This is a genomic window from Pseudoalteromonas atlantica, from assembly GCF_043641955.1.
Taxonomy (GTDB): domain Bacteria; phylum Pseudomonadota; class Gammaproteobacteria; order Enterobacterales; family Alteromonadaceae; genus Pseudoalteromonas; species Pseudoalteromonas atlantica_A.
Map to the genome: position 1 here is coordinate 514,248 of NZ_JBHZRV010000002.1, position 22,122 is coordinate 536,369.

23 protein-coding genes and 2 tRNA genes are annotated in these 22,122 nt (G+C 38.9%); 11 read left to right on the forward strand and 14 right to left on the reverse strand.

Going from position 1 to position 22,122, the window contains the following annotated elements; all coding sequences use genetic code 11:
* Window positions 1-88: 88 nt before the first annotated feature.
* From ACHUE3_RS05805 to ACHUE3_RS05860, 12 genes are all read right to left on the reverse strand, one after another.
* On the reverse strand, window positions 89-1,453 hold the full coding sequence (locus ACHUE3_RS05805; RefSeq protein WP_394191081.1) for a DUF1329 domain-containing protein: 1,365 nt from the start codon (window positions 1,451-1,453) through the stop codon (window positions 89-91).
* Window positions 1,454-1,463: 10 nt separating this feature from the next.
* The gene (locus tag ACHUE3_RS05810) at window positions 1,464-3,566 is read right to left on the reverse strand and encodes a DUF1302 domain-containing protein (protein ID WP_394191083.1); all 2,103 of its coding nucleotides are present in this window, start codon (window positions 3,564-3,566) and stop codon (window positions 1,464-1,466) included.
* Window positions 3,567-3,808: 242 nt separating this feature from the next.
* Window positions 3,809-4,030 carry a DUF2835 family protein gene (locus ACHUE3_RS05815; RefSeq protein ID WP_394191085.1) on the reverse strand — a complete coding sequence of 74 codons (222 nt, stop codon included), beginning with the start codon at window positions 4,028-4,030 and terminating at the stop codon, window positions 3,809-3,811.
* Between the two features lie 3 nt (window positions 4,031-4,033).
* Entirely contained in the window at window positions 4,034-6,628 is a 2,595-nt protein-coding gene (gene pepN, locus ACHUE3_RS05820) for an aminopeptidase N (RefSeq protein ID WP_394191087.1), read from the reverse strand.
* Window positions 6,629-6,673: 45 nt separating this feature from the next.
* A complete protein-coding gene (nhaC, locus tag ACHUE3_RS05825; RefSeq protein WP_394191089.1) occupies window positions 6,674-8,137 on the reverse strand; it encodes a Na+/H+ antiporter NhaC in 1,464 nt (487 codons plus the stop codon).
* 173 nt (window positions 8,138-8,310) lie between these two features.
* Window positions 8,311-10,344 (reverse strand): carboxy terminal-processing peptidase, encoded by a 2,034-nt coding sequence (gene prc / locus ACHUE3_RS05830; RefSeq protein ID WP_394191091.1) that lies wholly within the window; start codon window positions 10,342-10,344, stop codon window positions 8,311-8,313.
* 26 nt (window positions 10,345-10,370) lie between these two features.
* The gene (gene proQ / locus ACHUE3_RS05835; RefSeq protein WP_394191093.1) at window positions 10,371-11,021 is read right to left on the reverse strand and encodes an RNA chaperone ProQ; all 651 of its coding nucleotides are present in this window, start codon (window positions 11,019-11,021) and stop codon (window positions 10,371-10,373) included.
* 14 nt (window positions 11,022-11,035) lie between these two features.
* Window positions 11,036-11,314 (reverse strand): hypothetical protein, encoded by a 279-nt coding sequence (locus tag ACHUE3_RS05840; RefSeq protein WP_394191095.1) that lies wholly within the window; start codon window positions 11,312-11,314, stop codon window positions 11,036-11,038.
* Window positions 11,311-11,772, reverse strand: a complete 462-nt coding sequence (locus ACHUE3_RS05845; protein WP_394191097.1) for a GAF domain-containing protein — start codon at window positions 11,770-11,772, stop codon at window positions 11,311-11,313. The genes ACHUE3_RS05840 and ACHUE3_RS05845 overlap by 4 nt, the downstream gene beginning before the upstream one ends.
* A 125-nt stretch (window positions 11,773-11,897) precedes the next feature.
* Complete coding sequence (locus ACHUE3_RS05850) at window positions 11,898-12,293, reverse strand: hypothetical protein (RefSeq protein WP_394191099.1); 396 nt, start codon at window positions 12,291-12,293, stop codon at window positions 11,898-11,900.
* A 129-nt stretch (window positions 12,294-12,422) separates the two neighbouring features.
* Window positions 12,423-12,513, reverse strand: a tRNA-Ser gene (locus ACHUE3_RS05855).
* A gap of 53 nt (window positions 12,514-12,566) precedes the next feature.
* A tRNA-Ser gene (locus tag ACHUE3_RS05860) sits at window positions 12,567-12,657 on the reverse strand.
* 252 nt (window positions 12,658-12,909) lie between these two features.
* On the opposite strand from ACHUE3_RS05860, the gene ACHUE3_RS05865 reads away from it, so the two are divergent.
* The 11 genes from ACHUE3_RS05865 (at window position 12,910) to ACHUE3_RS05915 (ending at window position 20,659) form a co-directional block, all read left to right on the forward strand.
* Window positions 12,910-13,575: a Bax inhibitor-1/YccA family protein gene (locus ACHUE3_RS05865; protein ID WP_394191101.1), complete on the forward strand. Its 666-nt coding sequence runs from the start codon at window positions 12,910-12,912 to the stop codon at window positions 13,573-13,575.
* A 55-nt stretch (window positions 13,576-13,630) separates the two neighbouring features.
* Window positions 13,631-13,984 carry a sulfurtransferase complex subunit TusD gene (tusD, locus tag ACHUE3_RS05870; RefSeq protein WP_394191103.1) on the forward strand — a complete coding sequence of 118 codons (354 nt, stop codon included), beginning with the start codon at window positions 13,631-13,633 and terminating at the stop codon, window positions 13,982-13,984.
* Window positions 13,981-14,337 (forward strand): sulfurtransferase complex subunit TusC, encoded by a 357-nt coding sequence (gene tusC, locus ACHUE3_RS05875; RefSeq protein ID WP_394191105.1) that lies wholly within the window; start codon window positions 13,981-13,983, stop codon window positions 14,335-14,337. The genes tusD and tusC overlap by 4 nt, the downstream gene beginning before the upstream one ends.
* Complete coding sequence (locus tag ACHUE3_RS05880) at window positions 14,334-14,600, forward strand: DsrH/TusB family sulfur metabolism protein (protein WP_394191107.1); 267 nt, start codon at window positions 14,334-14,336, stop codon at window positions 14,598-14,600. Before tusC ends, ACHUE3_RS05880 begins: the two co-directional genes overlap by 4 nt.
* A 3-nt stretch (window positions 14,601-14,603) precedes the next feature.
* Entirely contained in the window at window positions 14,604-14,933 is a 330-nt protein-coding gene (locus tag ACHUE3_RS05885; protein WP_394191109.1) for a TusE/DsrC/DsvC family sulfur relay protein, read from the forward strand.
* Between the two features lie 2 nt (window positions 14,934-14,935).
* Window positions 14,936-15,607: a pseudouridine synthase gene (locus ACHUE3_RS05890; RefSeq protein ID WP_394191111.1), complete on the forward strand. Its 672-nt coding sequence runs from the start codon at window positions 14,936-14,938 to the stop codon at window positions 15,605-15,607.
* 249 nt (window positions 15,608-15,856) lie between these two features.
* Complete coding sequence (mnmA, locus tag ACHUE3_RS05895) at window positions 15,857-16,957, forward strand: tRNA 2-thiouridine(34) synthase MnmA (protein ID WP_394191113.1); 1,101 nt, start codon at window positions 15,857-15,859, stop codon at window positions 16,955-16,957.
* A complete protein-coding gene (hflD, locus tag ACHUE3_RS05900) occupies window positions 16,957-17,559 on the forward strand; it encodes a high frequency lysogenization protein HflD (RefSeq protein ID WP_394191115.1) in 603 nt (200 codons plus the stop codon). The genes mnmA and hflD overlap by 1 nt, the downstream gene beginning before the upstream one ends.
* A 32-nt stretch (window positions 17,560-17,591) precedes the next feature.
* The gene (gene purB / locus ACHUE3_RS05905; protein WP_394191117.1) at window positions 17,592-18,962 is read left to right on the forward strand and encodes an adenylosuccinate lyase; all 1,371 of its coding nucleotides are present in this window, start codon (window positions 17,592-17,594) and stop codon (window positions 18,960-18,962) included.
* 80 nt (window positions 18,963-19,042) lie between these two features.
* Window positions 19,043-20,188: a ribosomal protein uL16 3-hydroxylase gene (locus ACHUE3_RS05910; RefSeq protein WP_394191119.1), complete on the forward strand. Its 1,146-nt coding sequence runs from the start codon at window positions 19,043-19,045 to the stop codon at window positions 20,186-20,188.
* A gap of 12 nt (window positions 20,189-20,200) precedes the next feature.
* Window positions 20,201-20,659: a GNAT family N-acetyltransferase gene (locus ACHUE3_RS05915; RefSeq protein ID WP_394191121.1), complete on the forward strand. Its 459-nt coding sequence runs from the start codon at window positions 20,201-20,203 to the stop codon at window positions 20,657-20,659.
* Window positions 20,660-20,713: 54 nt separating this feature from the next.
* On the opposite strand, the gene ACHUE3_RS05920 is transcribed toward ACHUE3_RS05915, so the two are convergent.
* Both ACHUE3_RS05920 and ACHUE3_RS05925 read right to left on the reverse strand, forming a co-directional pair.
* Complete coding sequence (locus tag ACHUE3_RS05920; protein WP_058558885.1) at window positions 20,714-21,175, reverse strand: DUF4826 family protein; 462 nt, start codon at window positions 21,173-21,175, stop codon at window positions 20,714-20,716.
* A gap of 140 nt (window positions 21,176-21,315) precedes the next feature.
* Window positions 21,316-22,107, reverse strand: coding sequence for an SDR family oxidoreductase (locus ACHUE3_RS05925; protein ID WP_394191665.1), 792 nt, complete (start codon window positions 22,105-22,107; stop codon window positions 21,316-21,318).
* Window positions 22,108-22,122 lie beyond the last annotated feature (15 nt).

The window sequence follows — 22,122 nt, forward strand, 5'->3', positions numbered from 1 at the left end:
AGACATGCAAATGGAAAAACCAGAGCGTGTCAGAAAGACAAACGCGGCTTGAAAAAAGGCACCTAAATAATTAGGTGCCTGTTAAATTTTAACGACCTGCGCGACGTAACGCGTTAGACGTAAATTCATTGTCATTAAATGATTTAGAAAAATCGTACATTTTCTCTTGATTATCTAAACCTATTGCAAGGTAACGACGAGAGTTCAGATCATGATAAACATCCAGCGTGCTCCAGTTTGTAAGCGCATCATAATAATTTAAACCATGCGCCATACCGACTCGATACATTTGATCACGATTATCATAAATATCGGTTACGTGTATTTGCCAGCTATCTTCATCAATGTAAAAAACACGCTTTTTATAAATATGACGGGTGTCTTCTTTTAAGTTAGCTTCCACAACCCATACACGGTGTTTTTCATAACGAACGTGTTCAGGATTAATATGACCAGCCATCAAAATATCATCGTACTCTAGCTTATCGCTGTGTAGCTTGTAGCTGTTATACGGAATATAAAGTTCTTGTTTGCCTTTTAGCGTCCATGTGTAACGGTTTGGTGAACCATTAAACATGTCAAAGTCATCCGTTGTACGAAGGCTATCAGCAGCTGTACCTGGTGCATCATAAGCTACATTGGGTGCACGACGAACACGGCGTTGTCCTGAGTTATAAGTCCATGCCTGACGAGGAGTTAATATTTGGTCCATAGTTTCATGTACAAGTAGTGCAGTACCTGCCAAACGTGCTGGTTGCGTTACTTTTTGTTTAAACTTGAACAAAATATTAGACTCTTGCAATTCTGCTGGCGTCACTGCTGGATCAGAATACTTTACAAGTAACTGCTCGTCGAAGCCAACCATGTTGTAAGAACCTGAAGCAGTTGGAGCAGCTTGACCACCAAAACGCTCAATCGATAATCCACGATAACGAAGCAAGTGATTCCAAATAGCTTCTAAACCATCTTTTGGAATTGGAAACGGAATACCAATTGCCGTATTCTTAATACCATTTCCGCCTTCAATTAACTCGGCTGTAGGAGCATATTTTTTAGTCGCATCATAAACAAATTGTGGATTTGAAGCGCTGCGGTGTGTTTTATATATATTCATTTTGAAGGTATCAGGATACGCTTCAAATAATGCAACTTGGCCTGGGCTAAGATGTTCTTTGTACTTAGTTAAGTTTGATTTATCGATCGTAAATAATACTTTATCGTCGGCAAATGGGTCAATGTGGTGCATACCTGGCGAATAACCTGCAGGGGCCTTGGTAATACCGCCAGTCCATGCTGGGATAGAGCCATCAGCATTACCAGCTTTTTCTGCGCCAACTGGCGTCAAATCATTGCCTAAACGAGCAACTTCTTCACTTGTCATTTTAGCAAAAGAAGCGTTTGTAGCGAACAAGCCACACACTGCTAGTGCGATGAGGGTAGGTTTTTTTATCATGATGATACCCTTAAATTGAATATTTAATATTGAAAGAAACATAATCACGGTCTGAGAAAGTATTTGTTTTACCGCCGCCCCAGAACGTATTGTAACTAAAGTCAAATGACCAAGCATTCTGATAGTTAAAGTTCATAGTCATACCCAGTGATTTACGATCTTCAATAAATAAAAACATAGGATCAGGGGTAATACCGTTTACGTCATGAGAAAATACAAATCGTGGTGAAAAATTCACACCGTTGAAGAAATTGTAATAATCGCCTTTCGCGATTAAACGATAACCCCAAGCTGAGGCTGATGGAAATGGGTTGGTTTCAGGGCCATTTGATAAACCTAAATGAAGCGTTGAATAATCAACAGAACCTGGGCCAGTAATAACACCACTTCGTCCAGTACCTGATACATTTAAACGTAGTTCATCATATTCAGGCAAATCGTTAATACGAACACCCCCTACTTCACCCACAACCGCCCAACTATCAGCACCTAATGAAGGGCCAAATAAGTGCGTTGCAGTGAATTGTAATTGTGCTGTATTACGAACAATATAACCTTGGGCTGTTTCACCTGGGCCTACAACGCTTGTTGCATCACCTTGACTCATTTGTGAAATACCCGCTAGGTCTGGACGAATTCCCGCGACAGCTAATTGCTCAGGCATACCAGCATAAAGAAGCTCTACGTCATCGATCTGTAGTGGCTCATCTTCACGGAAGGTAAATTCACCAGCAAATGCTGTTTCGCCCAACGACGTATTAAAGCTAAGACCATACAACTTTATATCTTCAGGATATACTAACTGACCCTGTGTAAACGCATTAAGATCGGTCACGTTGTCTTCTGTAATTGTGACATCAGGAGACAAAATCATTGCTAAATCAGCTCCAATTGCTTCACTGGTGAAGTTTGAAACTTTACCAGAAATCAGCGGACGGCGGCTGTGGTAGTTAATGTGATAAAGTGCGACTTCAGTATCGTTTAGCTCAGGAAGAAACATACCTAAACGTAGGCCGTATTGACCACCGTCTTCGGGATCCGTTTTGCCAGCATTGCCTTTACCCTTCAGAGCAACTTTTGTTGGATAAGCCAAATACATGTTCGCAAGGAGTGCTTGACCTTCAGCACTTTGTGGGTTTATACCCTGCGCAGTGGCTGCAGCAACCCAATTTTGTTGTAGGGAATTAAGGCTGTTTGTCAAAAATTCAAGATCGATATCTGGATTAGCAGTAAAACCTAATTGAATATTTTGCTGATAGCCATTTTCTGACGCAAAATCATTAGTAGAAAAGTAGCTACCAGCTACGGGTAGGCGAGTTTCGTGCCACTGATACTGATAGAATGCTTCTAGGTTTATATTTTCAGTAATTCCTAAAGAAGCCCAAAGCATGCCAACAGGAATAAACGCTTCTTTGAGCTCAGAACCAGGTGCTTTTAAACGGTCTATATCAACAGGGTTTACATTGATACCATGAGATATCAGCGTGCTTTCACCCCAGTTAACAACTTGCTGACCTAAACGAATCGAAAGTGGGTTATTACCATCATTCAAGTCAAAATTAGCCCAAACATATGCATCAAGTAAACGTACATCAGAACAAACTTGCTCTTTTGTATCGTCATCATCACATGGGTCAACACCTGAACCAGAAGTAGGGTTGATGTAAGCACGGTCGCCATCCATCAACTCAAAATCATAGAAATACATGAAGCGGGTAAAGAAACCGTAATTATCTTTACTTATTGATAGATCATGCGTTCCTTTTAATAATTTAGAGAACGACTCACCGCTATCAAAATTAAGATTTCCAGCATCGCCATTATTCGAATAAGCGCCGTCTTGCGCCCAAACATCTGCTGATGTGTAAATTGGGTTGAGTGCAGAGTTATAACCTGTCCAATTAAATGCAGGGTTATTACTTTTACCTATATGAGAAAAGTCACGGTCTTCAACCCGTATACTTTGACCATATGAAAAATTTGAATCAAACGTTACGTCAAAGCCACCAACATCAAAATTAGCAGCATTAACTGAACCGGCAGATAAACCAAGCGTTGCAGCAGCGAGGCCTAAAACTATTTTGTTTTTAACAAAAAGCGATCTTCTTATCATTGTGTGTTCCCCTTGTCGCGGGCATTTTGTGATCAAGTTGTTGTTTTTAGTGTAGTAGTAACGATAGAACCGAAACATAAAAATTACAAACAGAACGCGTTCAAACGGCTATAAATTTACAATTTAGTTGGCGTTTACGTAATGGTAAGACGTCCTACCAGATAATTTATACACGTAAATTAACAATAGGACAAATTGAATTAACAAAAATACAATATAAATTTGAAATTTTTTAGAAAAACTTAGCTGACTCGCTCTAAGCGAACAAACTTATTATCTAATGTTAACAATAAACGAAAGCGCCCTCTTACCCCTAAAGAAGAAATAAAAGGGCGTAAATGGTGGGCATCAAAGCGAACTTTTTTGCCCCCATCTTCAATAACCTGCACTGACCTATATTTACCATCGTAGTAATCTAAGCACTGTTGATAAGTCAGGTTTAAAAAAAAGTAATACTCTCTCATAGGTCAATTTAAAGCTTTTTCAACTTTTTCGTATAAGTCATCACTTAAATCTTCTAATGAAGCTAGTCGTTTTAATTGAGCTTTCATTCCTTCGGCTCGTTTAGTGTCATAGCGTTTCCACGACATAAACGGTGTTAGCATACGAGATGCATTTTGAGGATTGATTGAATTAAGCTTAATGAGTAAATCACCTAAAAGCGCATAACCTGCGCCATCCTCACGATGGAACTGTGCAGTATTAAAATGGCTAAAGCTACCTACAAGTGCACGGACTCGATTTGGATTGGAAAAGTCAAAGCATGGGTGATCATATAAGCGTTTTATATGCTCAATTGCTCCATCTTTGGATTGCATCGCTTGTAAAGCAAACCATTTATCCATTACAAGCACATCATGTCGCCATTGGCTATCAAATTGAGCAAGTAACTCATCACACAGCGGGTGTTGAGCTTTTACAACGGCGCTGAGGCTCGCTAAAACATTTGTCATGTTACTTGATTTTGCACCAAGGGCTAGGCAATCTGCTACATCATTAGTGTCAGACTTAGCTAAATAATGTAAACACTGTCCTTTTAAGGCTCGAATTGCTACAGCACTTGCACTAAGCGAGCCATCATCAACTAAGTTGTTATAGCAAGACAAAATGGGCTGGTAGAGTTGTTGTGCAATTTGCTGTTCAAAACACGCAATAACTTCAACTATCTCATTAACAGGTATAATTTCAAATTCAGCTGCGAGTGTATCAAACGTTGGAAGTTTTAATAGCTCTGCGGTAAGCGCTAAATCGCCAGTTCGGTCTGTTACAAGCTCAGACAGAGTATGTATTACAGCGTCACTGAGTACAGCGTTATTAGATCCAATAATCGCAGTTTTTACAGCATTAATGAACAAGGTTTGCTGCGCATCCCAACGAGAAAAATCACTGCGTGCATAACGCATAATATGTAAAAGTTGGCTTTCGTTAATCTCATGATCAAGAATACATGGTGCTGAAAAGTCTTCAAGCAGCACAGCAACAGGCTGAGTTGTAAAGCCATCAAACTTAAATTCCTGATATGTTTCTCTCACATTTAATACTGAATCAATGGAAACATTCTCATATTTCAACTCGAGGCTTTTGCCCTTCTCATCAAGCAACTCAATTGCAAAAGGAATATGCAGCGGTTTATGCTCTGGATAATTACTAGGAGGCTGCTGCTCAATCGCTATTTTTAGTGTTCCGGTGTCTTCGTCAAACGATTGCTTAACAGATAACCTTGGTGTACCAGGTTGGCTATACCAATACTTAAACTGAGTAAGATCAATGCCTGAAGCATCACTCATTGCGCAAACAAAGTCGTCACAAGTAACTGCTTGGCCATCATGGCGTTCAAAATACAGCGCCATACCTTGTTGAAATTTCTGCTCACCCAATAAGGTATGCATCATACGAATAACTTCTGCCCCTTTGTCATACACCGTGACGGTATAAAAGTTATTCATTTCAATTACTTTTTCCGGCCTAATTGCATGTGACATTGGGCCTGCATCTTCACTGAATTGATGCGTTCGCATAACTTTTACTGCATCAATACGGTTTAGGGCTCGCGAACCTAAATCACTGCTAAACTCCTGATCACGAAACACAGTCAGCCCCTCTTTTAATGAGAGCTGAAACCAGTCACGGCAAGTTACACGATTCCCAGTCCAATTATGAAAGTATTCATGCCCTACTATAGATTCAATCGTGTGGTAGTCTTTATCTGTTGCTGTTTCTTGATTTGCTAAAACACATTTAGAGTTAAATATATTTAACCCTTTATTTTCCATTGCACCCATATTGAAAAAATCAACTGCAACAATCATATATATATCAAGATCGTATTCAAGATTGAAACGCTCTTCATCCCATTGCATTGATTTCTTTAAAGAGGCTATAGCATGAGGCGTTTTAGATAAATTTCCTTTATCAACAAATAATGCCAGATCCACACTTCGACCACTTTTAGTAATGTACTTGTCAGTTAGTACATCAAAAGTGCCTGCTACTAGTGCAAATAAATAACTCGGCTTTTTAAATGGATCCTGCCATTTAGCATAATGAAGCCCATTATCTAATTGACCTTCTGCAATCTTATTACCGTTTGACAATAAGTGTTCAAATTTTTGTTCAGCTATTATCGTCACGTCAAAGCTGGCCAACACATCAGGTCTATCTAAAAAGTAGGTAATCTTTCTAAAGCCCTGTGCTTCACACTGTGTACAATACGCCCCACCTGAAAGGTATAAGCCTTCTAATGAAGAGTTAGTATCTGGGGAGGTCTCAGTAACAATAGTTAGCTGGCAGCTATCGGGTAAATTCTTTACGATTAATTGCTCTTTTTCAACTTCGTAGTCAGCGTACTTTGAGCCGTTTAACTCTACTGAGATAAGTGTTAAATCAACCCCGTCCAAAATTAAATCTGTATTAGGTTTATCTGCTCTTTCTAATTGTAAAACAGCACTAACACGCGTATTTAATGGCTTTAATTCAAAAGTTAAATCAACATGTTCAATTGTGAATTCTGGGGCTTTGTAGTCTTTAAGATATTGCGCTTTGGGCTTATTAATTGCAGTCATAGGGTAACTCCAAATTAGCTCCTCCTTCAAGGAGGAGCATTTATTTTATGCGTGTTGCTTTGGCTTGATACGTAGAATTTTAATGCCTAAATAAGCATAAACAACGGCCAAAAATGGATTTATTAAATTGAAGAAAGCATAGAATAGATAATCTAATGGGTTTACATGTAAAACACTTTGCATATATGCGCCACACGTATTCCAAGGGATTAATGGGCTGGTAATAGTACCGCCATCTTCCAATGTTCTTGATAAGTTAACAGGCTTCAAACCCCGCTTTTCGTATTCATCTTTGTACATACGACCAGGCACAACAATAGCAATATACTGATCAGCTGCAATTACGTTGGTACCTATACAAGTTGCAATAGTGGCTGTAATTAATGAACCAGTGCTCTTTGCTATCTTTAAGATGCTCTTAACAAATATATCTAATAAACCCGTTTTTTCCATAATTGCACCAAACATCAGCGCAGTCATAATCAACCAAGTTGTAGTTAACATACCTGCCATGCCACCACCGCTAAGTAGTGAATCCATTTTTTCATCACCAGTGATTATATTAAATCCGTCGAAAAAAGTGGCCCAGATAAGTTTAAAATAACCAACTAACTGTCCTTGAGAAACGTCAATTTGGCTCGCTATTAAATCCGATTGAAACAGCATTGCCCAAACAGCACCAATAACTGCACCTATTGAGATTGCAGGGAATGCAGGCATTTTCCTAATGGCTAAAACAAGTAGCACAATCAAAGGAACCAACATTTCTAAACCTATATTAAAATTTTGTTCGAGAATAAGAGTAATTTCATCAATACGCCCAGCTTCATTGGCTGCACTAGCATTAAATCCCATTACAATAAAAATAATCAAAGCGATGATAAAGCTAGGGACGGTTGTCCAAAGCATGTGATGTATATGTTCAAACAAATCAGCGCCAACAACTGCGGGAGCTAAATTAGTGGTTTCTGAAAGTGGACTTAGTTTATCACCAAAATATGCACCAGATATAACAGCGCCTGCAGTCACCACCGAGTCTAAGCCTAAACCCGTAGCAACACCAAGAAGTGCAGTACCAATAGTTGCAGCTGTAGTCCATGAACTACCTATACTCATCGCAACTATGCCACATATTAAGCAACTTGCGGCATAAAACCAACTTGGGTCAATAACCTGCAAACCGTAATAAATTAAAGTCGGTACTGTGCCTGAAAGTAACCAAGTGCCTATTAAGGCACCAACCATCAGTAATATTAAAATTGCACCAAGCGACAAAGTAATTCCTTCGATCATCGCATCTTCTAGTTTTTTCCATGTGTAGCCATTTTTTAGTCCGATCAAAGCCGCAGTAAAGGTTGCAAATAATAATGCAATTTGATTTGGGCCCGATGATGAACTATCACCAAATAAATACACAGCAGCACCTAATAAACAGATGAGCACAGAGATAGGTATTAGCGCGTCAATAAAACTCGCTTTGTTGATTGGTTTTTCTTCTACTGGATTCAAAATTGAAACTCCCACGTGTTGTTGTCTACACGCTTAATTATTATTTTTTAGCACAGACACGATTAAATAATTCATTATTTCGTTCTGGGTTTAATCGTCGATTATATCAATTTCATATGCTTTAGGCAGTAAAAAAGGCGCTTAAGCGCCTTTTTTGTAGTTTTAAACTGATACTATTTCTTAGCAATACGTCCAAACTTTATATAATCTTGTGTTATTAATGCCGCTTCTTCAAGAAATGGGTCTAAGTCATCAAGAACATCAGGAACATCTTCTAAATCTTTCACTGGCTGTTCACCAAGACGAACTAAACGCTCATTTGTGCGCTTAAGAGCTAGTGCATCATTCTCTTCTTTTTCTTTAATACGGTTTGCCTCAACTAAAGAAATTGTTTTACGATCTTTTTCTTCGTTATACCTAGCAATGTCTTCAAACACATAACCAAATTCAGGCTCTTTTTTGATTCTATCAATGTGTTGTTGCGATACATGGCTAATAGCAGATTTTAAATTATCTACTGAATTATATTTAGCTCGGATAATGCTATCCCACGGTAATGCATTATCTTCTTGGCTTTCACCCCACTCTGCCGGATCTATCGCCGACGGGAATGAAATATCCGGTATCACACCTTTATGTTGTGTACTACCACCGTTGATACGGTAAAATTTAGCGATAGTATACTGAACGCTACCTAAAGGATTATCATAAAGATCATAAGCACGGCCAAGGCCTTTATGTTGCTGAACAGTACCTTTACCAAAGGTTTGCTCACCTATCACAATTGCTCGACCATAATCTTGCATAGCAGCGGCAAAGATTTCAGAGGCTGACGCACTGTAACGATCAACTAAAACAGTTAATGGGCCATCGTAAAACGTGATGCCATCTCTGTCTTTTTGTTCTTCAATTCGGTTATTTAGCGTGTGAATTTGTACCACAGGACCTTGGTCAAAAAACAGACCCGAAAGTTGCGTTGCTTCATACAGTGAACCACCGCCATTTTGCCTAAGGTCAATAATAATGCCGTCAACTTTAGCTTCTTTTAGTTTCGCAAGCTCAACTTTGACATCTTTGGATAAATTATTATAGAAACCAGGAATTTCAATTACACCGACTTTACTGGTTAGGTCAGAGTATTTGGCTTCAAACACTTCTGATTTCGCAGCGCGATCTTCTAATCTAATTTTATCACGAACGATCTCAACTACCTTCGGTGTACCATGGGTATCTGCACCTTTAAGGTATTGTAGGCGAACTTTAGTGCCTTTAGGACCTTTAATAAGGTCAACCACATCATCTAAACGCCAACCAATAATATCAACAAACTCTTCACCATCTTGAGCTACGCCAATAATACGGTCATCTGCTTTTATTTGTTCTGATTTATCCGCTGGACCGCCAGGTACTAAACTACGGATCACTGTGTAATCTTCATCATAGCCTAAAACAGCACCTATCCCTTCTAATTCGAGATCCATGTCCATTTTAAACTGTTCCGCTCTTCGCGGCGAAAGGTAGGAAGTGTGGGCTTCGATACTTCTAGCGAATGAATTCATAACAATCTGGAATGCATCTTCACTTTTAGTTTGTACTAAACGTTTTTGTGCATTTTGGTAACGCTTGGTAAGTACTTTTTTAATACCAGGCCAATCTTTACCAGTCATTTTTAATCGCAAAGCATCATATTTAACACGCTCTCGCCACAGTTCATCAAGCTCAGCTTGGGTTGATGCCCACTGTGCATCTTCACGATCAAAATAATATTCATCGTCTTTATCAAATGTCATTTCAGTTTCTAGCAATTTTAATGAATAATCATATCGCTCGAAACGTCTTTTCATACTCAAATTGAATATATCAAACGTAAAATCAAGCTTGCCAGTCGTTAATGCATTATCAAATTGGTTGCGGTATTGCTCAAAAGACGCAACATCCGCAGCCAAAAAGACGCTTTTATTAAAATCAAGGGATTCGATATAACGATCAAATACTTTACTAGAAAGCACGTCATTAAAACGAATTGGTTTGTAGTGTGCACGAGTAAATAAGTTCGCCACCCGTTTGCTAGCCGTACTATGCTGACTTTCTTGCTCCAATACAGGCAAGTCTTTTACTGTCAAAACATCAACAACGTCTGTAGATGCAAATAAAGACCCAGAATATAGGGCCGCGACTAACGGAATGAGCGTAAACTTCTGACTCATACACAACTCCTTAATTTATATACAGCTTAAACTATGTAAAGGCTGTCTGCTTTTGTTTTAACTTGCATGCCTGTTACCAACTCAACATGAACATCATCTTTGTTCACTTCAGTGATAGTTGCATTTACAAGTGCTTGGCCAAGTTTAACTTTAACCTTGTTATTAACCTTGACCTCACTTGCTGGTAAAGGTTCAATTTTACCTGAACGCTTAGCAGGTGCTGCTTTAGCGTTAGTATTGTTAACCTTAGCGCTTTTATCACCATTTTTGGCGAACTGCCCTGGTTTCTTTTTGTAAGATTTTGTGTCTGAATCATTACGAGGACGCTGCGCTTTTTTGCGTTTTGCCATTTTTGCACGGCTTTCTTCAAGCGCTTTTTGAGCATGGTCTATATGCTCTTGCTCTACTTTTTCAGCCTGATTCCCATCTAAATCAATACGAAATTCAGACTTAGTAACGGCTTCTAAATAACGCCAATTCGATGTATATTTTCTTAAAGCTTGACGTACCTGAGTTTTACTTACTTTCTCAGAACCTTCAATGCGCTCAGCAATATCTTTAAAGATACCTACTTTAAGCGGTTTGATGCCGTCTTTTTGTTTAAAACATTGTGGAAATTCTTGGTATAGAAAATCCAGTACTTCATTGATATCTTTTAGCTTGTTTGTGGTTTCCATTTTAGAACCTTTTGTTACATCTTTTCGTCAATCGACGAATCGACATAGTGTGTTACCCAGTCGGTCAACTCTTCGAACTCAGCCTCAATCAGCGCCATATCGCCACGAAGGTGTTCCCAAATACCATTAATAATTTCATCGATTAATTCACATTCAAGGTCATCAGGAATACGTTCCCAAGCAATATGAATTAGATCGTTTAGCGTTTCCGCTACGTGTTCTTCATCCCCTTCCCAATCACCAACATCAGCAATGGCAAACAGATAATCCTGTACATTTAGTAAGTCTTTCATGCAAGCGTTGCCTCAAAACAGGCAGCTATTGCTTCAAGACCTTTTTGGTCGTCGCCACTAAACCGAGCAATACTCGGGCTGTCTATATCTAAAACAGCAAACACTTCTCCATTTTTTAGAATCGGTATTACTATTTCAGAGTTTGAAGCAGCATCACAGGCTATGTGACCTGCAAATGCATGAACATCTTCAACAAGTTGAGTTTTTGCAGTCGCAGCAGCTGTTCCACAGACACCTTTCCCTACAGGGATACGTATACACGCTGGGTTGCCTTGAAACGGACCTAGTACTAATTCTGATGGAGAATCCATTAGATAAAAGCCCGCCCAATTTACATCGTCTAATGATGTAAAAAGTAACGCACTTATGTTAGCCATATTAGCTATAATGTTTGTCTCACCAGTAATTAGCGACTCAGTTTGTTTAACTAATGACTGGTAAAATTCTTGCTTTTGCATACCAAACTACTTCTTATCAAACATACAGTAGTTAAAGGTACTCTTTGTGGCCAATAATTGAAACCTTTTCAAGGCAAAAAAAGACAATTTACGCTAATTTTCAGCAGGCTTGGTTAATATTTCCACTATTGATGCTCAGTCTTTTTTAAAGTTGCTTTTCTCAACCCATATAAAAATAAACCAGCAGCCACAGCAGACATTGAGGTATTAACTAAAAAGACCATACCTTGAGTTGCACTGAGCAAATAACTGAAAATAGCACCACCTAGTAAGCCAAGCGTTAACACACCTGAATAATTCACTTTTGCATACTTGTACATAAGTAAATATCCAGGTACCACAAATGCAGCCATGGTTAAGCCAACGATATGCGCATTGGCAACTGCACTCATAAGCAAATTAAAGAAGATAGTGATCGAATCACCATTTAAGGTAAGTGCATAATAAGCACCTAATAAACTACCAATGATAATGGGAGAAAGTAGCGACAATGCAACGCTCTTTGCAAGCCTGTGTTTCATTAAGCGTCCTAAAACATAAAAGTATTTAACTTAATCATGCATGATGTTTTGTTACTTCGAAACAGAGACTATGGTCGTAATTATTTTTACAAGGCATAAAAAAACCCGCTAAAAGCGGGTTTTGATATATGGTGGAGAGATAGGGATTTGAACCCTAGAGGGGCTACAAACCCCTGCCGGTTTTCAAGACCGGTGCATTCGGCCACTCTGCCATCTCTCCGAAACTGCTATAAGTTACGAATAAGAGTGTATTCATAACTATTTTAAATTAGGTGGTGGAGAGATAGGGATTTGAACCCTAGAGGGGCTACAAACCCCTGCCGGTTTTCAAGACCGGTGCATTCGACCACTCTGCCATCTCTCCGACGGCGTGCATAATAGTTAAACCCGTGCTCTTTGTGAAGCTTTTTTTGCAAAAAACTTTTTAAGTGCCTAAAAAATAATTAATTTGCGCATTCTTCACACAAACCAGCCGAATAATCAAACAAAGGGGAACTTTTATATTTATTTAAGGGTCTATTGAACTACAAACATTTGCCCAAATATATAAGTCTTGATAATCTAACTCTAGTTAATTATCGGAACTACAACAAGTTTCACTTAAAGGAGCTCTACAATGGCATTTAATCATTCGTACAATACCGCTAAACCGGTTATGTCGACCATTGAAACAAACAAGGTACTTAAAAATACCTATTTCTTACTGGCCATGACATTAGCATTTAGTGCAGTGACGGCTGGTATCTCAATGGCATTACAACTACCTTATTTTATGGGGTTAGTTTTCACACTTATTTCGTTTGGCTTACTCTTTGTAGTCAACAAAAAAGCGGATAGCGCATCAGGCGTAGCTTGGGTATTTGCTTTTACAGGTTTAATGGGTGCCGGTTTAGGGCCACTTTTAAACCATTATGCAGCAATGCCTAATGGCCCTATGCTAATTATGCAAGCGCTAGGTTCTACAGCTCTAATTTTCCTTGGCCTTTCAGCTTATGCCCTGAACACCAAAAAAGACTTTTCTTTTATGGGTGGGTTTTTAACTGTTGGCTTACTCGTTGTTATCGTTGCAAGTATCGTTAATATTTTTATCGGCAGTTCTTTAATGTTTATGGTGCTTAATGCAGCTGTAGTATTAATTATGTCTGGACTTATCTTGTTTGATACTAGCCGTATTATTAACGGCGGCGAAACAAATTATATCCGCGCAACTGTTTCTTTATACCTGAGCGTATATAACTTATTTACTTCATTACTTGCTCTACTTGGCGCAAATAATGACTAATTAAAAAGTTCTGTTAAAATAGCCCCTCTTTAGGGGCTTTTTTATTGGATATGTTTTGGCACGATTTGTACTTTCATTACACTGCGCACCGTCAGATCACGACACCACTCAACGACTATTCAAATTCGCAACCACTTGTCTAGAACAAGGGCATAGCGTTGATACTATTTTTTTATATCAACAAGGTGTCTACCATGCCAGCGAAGACATTAATTTAGCAACAGATGAGCTTGCTATTGCATCGCTTTGGCAAACGCTACACAAGCGCGGTATTAAACTTATGCTGTGTATTACTGCCGCTGAAAAGCGTGGTCTTAATATTGCTGCCACGAATTTATTTACCGTTGCAGGCCTTGCCGAATTTGCGATGCTCGCCAGTGAAGCTGATAAATGGGTGCAATTTAAATGATCAATATTCTTGTTTTAAGTCAACACAGTCCTTTTGATGATATGCATATTCGAGATGCCCTCGACATGACACTCATATTTGCCGCTATTGAACAAAATATAAGCTGGTTGTTTACTGGCCCTGCAGTACTTGCATTAAAAGAAAATCAAAACCCTGAATCCTTAGGACTGAAAAATTATTTTAAAAGTATAAAAACATTAGAAATATATGACGTTGAAAACATCTATGTATGTGAGAAGTCTTTACTTGACTATAATCTGAGTAAAAATGATCTGATAATCAACGCAAAACCTTTAAACTTTAAAGCTCAAAGTCAATTAATTAGTGCGCAACAACAGGTTGTTAATTTATGAGCACATTACACATTTTTTCTAAACCAATTAGTTATTACGACAACGAACGATTAGTTAACTTAATACAACAAAATGACACTGTTTTATTGGTCGGGGATGCTTGCTACTCACAAAAGCTTTATGTTCAGCTTTGTGACAAGCTTTTACTTTTATCGGATGACGCTAAAGCCCGTAACATTGAAATTATGCAACAAAATACCGCAATCGATTATGAAATATTCGTAGCAAAAACCCTATCTTCCTCTCAGTCTATAACTTGGTAACTCATGCTAGAATTTAAAAATCAACAAATCGAAACAGATAAACAAGGCTACCTCCTTGATCATCAACTCTGGACACCTGAGCTTGCACCAATATTAGCCGAACAAGAAAGTATTGATCTTACAAAGCAGCATTGGGAGGTTATAAACTTTGTCCGCGATTTTTATCTTGAATACAATACCAGCCCAGCCATCAGAATGTTAGTTAAAGCCATGGCTAAAGCGCTTGGTGAAGACAAAGGCAACAGCATTTACCTTTATAAGCTTTTCCCGAAAGGCCCGGCTAAGCAAGCCACTAAAATAGCAGGACTGCCAAAACCAGCACGGTGCATATAACTATGACAACAAATACACCCAAAAATAGGCGCAGCAGCGGGCGAAGTTTTAACAGAGATTTATCTTCTCGCAATAAACAACCAATAAATACAAAGCACAAAAGAGAAATAAAAGAACAAATTCCTTTAAGTGAGCGAAAAATTGTTTTGTTTAACAAACCATTTGATGTGTTATGTCAATTTACAGATGACAGTAATCGTCAAACACTCGCTAACTTCATTGATATTAAAAACGTTTATGCTGCAGGACGCTTAGATAGAGACAGCGAAGGGTTATTACTTTTGACTAATTGCGGTAAATTGCAAAACACACTTACTGCACCAAATAAAAAAAACAGTAAAACATACTGGGTACAAGTTGAAGGTGAACCGTCAGACGAAGCAATTGAAGCGCTACGCAAAGGCGTACATTTAAAAGATGGTATGACACTCCCAGCAGATGTTGAACGTCTCCAGCCTCCGCATCTTTGGCCGCGTAATCCCCCAGTGAGAGAACGCAAAAATATTCCTACTAGCTGGTTAAGTATCAGTTTAACTGAAGGCAGAAACCGCCAAGTTAGACGCATGACAGCCCATATTGGACACCCAACATTAAGGTTAATTCGTTATAAAATTGGCCAATACACATTAGATAATATTAAAAATGGCGAATATAAATTACTTCACGGTGAGTAATCCCCCTTAGGGAGAACGCAAGCGCTCTGGTAAATCCCGCGCCATTTTTAAGCCCTCCTCCTAATGTTTATTAGTGTTTTATAGGCAAGACAAAACTGATATTTTGGGTGGCTTGCCTTCTATTTTACATGCTATAATCGCGGCCTTTCATACGCCATAAGCTATGTGAGTGTTTAAAATTTCACACTCTTTTTCTCTCTTATGGTTAGTAGTATAAAATGACAGCAACCTGTATAAGCGAAAATATCCATGAGCGAAAATAGTCACATTAAAGTCATTGTTGGCATGTCCGGCGGTGTTGATTCTTCTGTATCAGCTTATTTATTAAAACAACAAGGCTATCAAGTTGAAGGCTTGTTTATGAAAAACTGGGAAGAAGACGATAATGATGAATATTGCGCTGCTGCTGAGGATTTAAAAGACGCACAGGCGGTCTGCGATAAGCTCGGTATAGAACTTCACACTGTGAATTTTGCCGCCGAGTATTGGGATAATGTTTTTGAGTATTTTTTAGCAGAATACAAAGCCGGGCGTACGCCAAACCCTGACATCATGTGTAATAAAGAAATCAAATTCAAAGCATTTCTTGAATTTGCAGCCGGCGCACTTGGTGCTGATTACATCGCCACAGGCCACTATGTACGCCGAGAATTACGCGATGATAAATATGTGATGTGCCGTGGTCTTGATGACAATAAAGATCAAAGCTACTTTCTATATACCCTAAGCCATGAGCACATTGGCCAAACACTCTTTCCTGTAGGTGATATTGCTAAGCCTGAAGTTCGCCGTATTGCCGAAGAGCAAGACCTCATTACACACGATAAAAAAGACAGTACGGGTATCTGTTTTATCGGTGAACGTAAATTTAAAGACTTTTTACAAAAATTCTTACCCGCACAGCCTGGTGTGATTGAAGACACAGAGGGTAATAACGTCGGTGAGCACGAAGGATTAATGTACCACACACTTGGCCAACGTAAAGGTTTGCTAATAGGTGGCATGAAAGAAGGCTCTGGTGAGCCATGGTACGTTGTTGATAAAGATATAGAACGCAATGTACTTGTGGTTGGTCAAGGTAAAGACCACCCTCGCCTTTACAGCAATGGTTTAAATGCTAACCAACTACATTGGGTTGATAGAGTAGGCCCTAAAGGCACAACTCGTTGCACAGTTAAAACACGTTATAGACAAGAAGATATCAGCTGTACTCTCCTTGTAGGCGATGATGGCTTAGCCCGTGTACTTTTTGATGAACCGCAAAAAGCCGTAACACCTGGTCAATCAGCGGTATTTTATGCTAATGAAGTATGCCTTGGTGGCGGGATCATCGACTCGGTGATCAAATAATGACTGAAAACCAAGTAATGGCTTTGGCCGCAATGTGCCAAATAGCCAAGCAAGTACAAAAAATTGCACAGTATGGTAGTAGCAATGATTATGACCTTGAAAAGTTACTTTCAAGTATTGTTGTTACTAACCCTGATTCACCAGAAGATGTGTATCAAGGAACTGAAAACCTTAGATCAGGTTACCAATGCTTACTTGAACAACTCAGTGCTGGCGAAAAGAAAGATGTTGAAATCGTTAAGTATGTAGGCGGCCTTATGCAACTTGAACGCGCACTTAGTGCAAAATCAAGCAGCCTAGCTGATCTTGGTAAAGGTATTGATGACATAAAGCGACGTTTAGATCATTTTGCAATTACTGATGCAACATTAATTGCAGCTCTTGCAGATATATATTCAAAGGTGCTTAGCCCCCTTGGGCACCGCATTCAGGTTTATGGCAAACCTGATTTATTGAAACAGCAGTTAGTACAACACAAGATACGCGCACTATTACTAGCAGGTATTCGAAGTGCAGTACTTTGGCGACAAATGGGCGGTAAACGCCGTCATTTTTTCTTTGCAAAAAGAAAAATCATCGCCATTGCTAAAAACCACATTTAATTATCGTTCAAAACTAAAATTTAGGAGTTATTATGGAGCTTTCAGCGTTAACAGCTATCTCTCCGGTGGATGGTCGCTACGGCAGCAAAACCACTGAACTACGCAGTATTTTCAGCGAATTTGGCTTGATAAAATACCGTGTAACAGTCGAAGTTCGTTGGTTACAAGCCCTTGCTGCTGCTGATGCCATTAAAGAAGTACCGGCATTTAGCGACGAAGCCAATGCTTTACTTAACGCGATTGTTGATAACTTCAGCGAAGCCGATGCGCAACGTGTAAAAGATATCGAACGTACCACAAACCACGATGTAAAAGCTGTAGAATACTTACTCAAAGAAAAAGTAGCAGATAACGCAGAGCTACATGCAATCAATGAATTTATTCACTTTGCATGTACCTCAGAAGACATCAATAACCTGTCTCACGGTTTAATGCTTACTGAAGCACGTAACGAAGTATTACTTCCTTACTGCGATCAACTACTTAATGCAATTAAAGAAAAAGCGATTGAGTACAAAGCAGTGCCTATGATGACGCGTACTCATGGTCAACCAGCAACGCCTTCAACGATGGGTAAAGAATTTGCAAACGTGTACATGCGCTTAAAGCGTCAACGTGATCAAATTGCACAGGTTGAAATGCTAGGTAAAATTAATGGTGCTGTTGGTAACTACAACGCTCACCTAAGTGCTTACCCTGATTACGATTGGCATAGTCATGCAGAACAATTCGTAACAAGTCTTGGCTTAACATTCAATCCATTCACGACTCAGATTGAGCCGCATGATTACATTGCTGAGTTATTTGATGCGATTGCACGTTTTAATACTGTATTACTTGATTTTGATCGTGATGCATGGGGCTACATTGCGCTTAATCACTTTAAACAAAAAACCATTGCAGGTGAAATTGGTTCATCTACAATGCCACATAAAGTTAACCCTATTGATTTTGAAAACTCAGAAGGTAACCTAGGTCTTGCTAATGCAATTTTTGGTCATTTAGCGCAAAAATTACCTGTTTCACGCTGGCAGCGTGACCTTACTGACTCAACAGTACTTCGTAACTTAGGTGTGGGCATGGGCTATGCCTTAATCGCATACCAATCAACACTTAAAGGCGTGAGCAAGTTAGAAGTAAACGAACAACGCTTACTTGAAGAGCTTGATCAAAACTGGGAGCTTCTTGCTGAGCCAATTCAAACCGTTATGCGTAAATACGGCATTGAAAAACCATATGAGAAGCTTAAAGATTTAACTCGTGGTAAACGTGTAAATCAAGAAATTATGGCTGAATTTATTGATGGTTTAGATTTACCAGAAGAAGCTAAAGTAGAAATGAAAAAACTGACGCCGGCTAACTATATCGGCCGTGCTGTAGAGTTCATCGACAATTTAGCGTAAGCATAAAGCTAAAAATTTAAAAAGCGAAAGGCACCCCTTTCGCTTTTTTTATCTCTATTCGTTTGTAAATGGTGAAAAATATGTATCAACTAACGATTAACTCTCTAACAGAGCAAGAATTTTTAAAAGAATATTGGCAAAAAAAACCTTTGTTAATTAAACAAGGGTTTCGCGATTTTGAAGACCCTCTTGATGCCAATGAGCTTGCCGGCCTTGCAATAGAAGAAAGTATTGAATCACGTATTATCACTAACCAAAATAACGACTGGCAAGCTCACCATGGTCCGTTTGAAGATTTCGAGTTATTAACAGAGCAACACTCTACTTTGCTCGTTCAAGCAGTAGACCATTGGCATCCTGGTGCTGCACAAATACTTGAGCCTTTTCGATTTATTCCTAATTGGCGTATTGATGACTTAATGATCAGCTATTCAACGCCAGGTGGTGGTGTGGGTCCTCATTTAGATCAGTATGATGTTTTCATTATTCAAGGTGAAGGCAAAAGGCATTGGCGTGTAGGTATGCCTGACAGTAATTTAAAACAGTTTGCACAAAATAAATCGCTATTACAGGTAGAACAGTTCCCAGCCGTTATTGATTGTATTTTAGAGCCAGGTGATATTTTATATATCCCACCGGGTTGCCCTCATGAAGGCTATGCGGTTGAAAATGCGATTAACTATTCTGTTGGCTTTAGGGCCCCAAATCAGCAAGATTTACTATCGAGTTTTGCCGATTACGTGATTGACAAAGAAGTTGGCAACACCCGCTATTCTGATCCACTCTTAGAAACCAGAGAATCGAAAGGACTCCTTAGCAATTCAGAAACTGATAAGGTTAAGCAATTACTCGCCTCATTATTACAAGACGACGCTTTATTTAAGTCATGGTTAGGTCAAACAACCAGTGAACCTAAACATGAAATGGATTTAATGCCGCCAGAAGATCTGTATACACCTGATCAAGTAGCCCAGTTAATAGATGAGTCTGACGAGGTTTTTGAACGTTTAGGTGGCACGAGAGCAATATATCAACATACTGATAATGAGCTTGTTTTTAGCGTAAATGGCCAAAATTTCTTACTGCCAAAAACAGATCTAGCAGTGGTCAAGTTATTAACTGATGACATTAGCGTGACCGCTGAACAAATTAAAAATTCAAAAAATAGTTTAAAATTTACTCAATCCTTTACTACACTACTAAATGAAGGTATTTGGTTTTGTTAGAGGTAGGATGCAATGAGTTATCATATCGACAAGGTAGAGTGGAATACAAGAAAGGACTTATTACAACATATTAGAGAGCGTGTGTTTGTATGTGAATTACACATACCAAAGCATGTAGAGTTCGACAATTTAGACGATATTGCACTACATGTACTCGTTACCGATGACACTGAATCGCCAGTTGCGACAGGTAGATTATGCAATGATGGTTTAATTGGCAGGATTGCGGTATTACCTGAACACCGTAATCGGTCTGTTTATAAGTCATTATTAAACTTTATGGTTAATTTAGCTCAACAACAGGGCATTAATAATATAAGTATCAATTGCATTTTAAACGAGGTTGAACGTTTTAGACGTAATGGTTTTACACAACAAGGAATAGTATTTATGGAGGCTGGTATTGCGCGCCAACGTATGCAGTGCCCCATTAGCCAATTCGATACCAAACCATTTACATTAGTACATTAAAAAGCGAGCTACTGAGCTCGCTTTATTTTGCCTACAACTTTGAGATGTACTGAGTTAGCTTGCTTCGTTAACCCAAAGGTGGTCCCTTTCGTACATTTCATAAAGACCGTGAGCACGGTTAACTAATAAGTTTGCAAAATCAACCTGTGTTTTATCCAAATTTCCAGACTGCATTATTTGGTCTGCTTTTAATTGCCATTGCAATGAAAAATAGCGCAGCGCATCACGCGGGTTTTCAGCTGCGGTATCTTGGGCATGATCTGTAGGTAAACGCCCTGTTATCACCCAATAATTTTTACCTGTTTGGGCTTTAAATTTCCACAGTGCGCACAAAGGGGCAATAAAACGGCTCTCTTTTTCAATTAATGTTTTAGGGAGAATACCTTTTTCAGCTAAATGCTTTTGCGCACTTTGAAAACACTCACGCTGCCATATTGCACTTTGTTGTTGTGCTTGAGCATGCTCTTCAGGTGTTAATTCTTTAGATTGTTCAGGTTGAGTTTGTTCTTGTGTCATTTTTAATTACTCTTTTACAACTTTTAGACACTTTAAGTGCTATAACCCCAGCGTGCAAGCACAAATACAGTATTATTGGCCGCCATTACTGTAAACACAGCAATACAAAACGCACGACAAGCGATCAGAATCTAAAAGCCTCACCTGTAATTTGTTTTTGCTGTTAAGCGATTAAATAAACCAGGAAAAAACCGTTTAATTGTTGGTGCTAACCCGCTTAAACCTTGTCCTACGACAACTTCGTCTTTTTGTTTAGCGATCGCATTTATCATTTTTTTAACTGCAACCGATACATCCATGCCATTTTCAATTGAGTGCTCTGGCTTATTTTGCGCAACGCCATGCTCATCAAGTGAATTATGCGCAATAGCTGTTTTTATGGAACCCGGACATATTGTTAGACAATGTATATTTTTATCAGCTACTTCCGCCCTTAGGCAATCCATAAAACCAACCACAGCATACTTACTTCCTGAGTACCCGGTGCGAAATTTAGACCCCACTTTCCCTGCAACACTACTTATAGATACAATAGAGCCACCACCGCGTTCAACCATAGAAGGTAACACCGCTTTAGTCAGTGCAATTAATCCAAAATAGTTTACTTCCATTAACTGTCGATAAACCGAAAAGTCATTTTCTAGGAACAAACTTCTTTGTGATACACCGCCATTATTAATTAAAATATCAACGCGCCCTATTTCATCCATTCTTGATTTAACGTGATCAAAAACATGCTCAGGCTTTGCTAAGTCTAACGGAATGACTGAGTGATTATCGCCGTCTAAAGTCGCTTTAATTTGTTCTAATTTATCGGTATTTCTCGCTGATAAAATAATAGTTGCACCTAAATGTGCCAACTGAACTGCTAACTCTTGCCCGATACCTGATGATGCACCGGTGATCCACACTGTTTTATTTTTAAAATTCATCATAACTCTTATTAA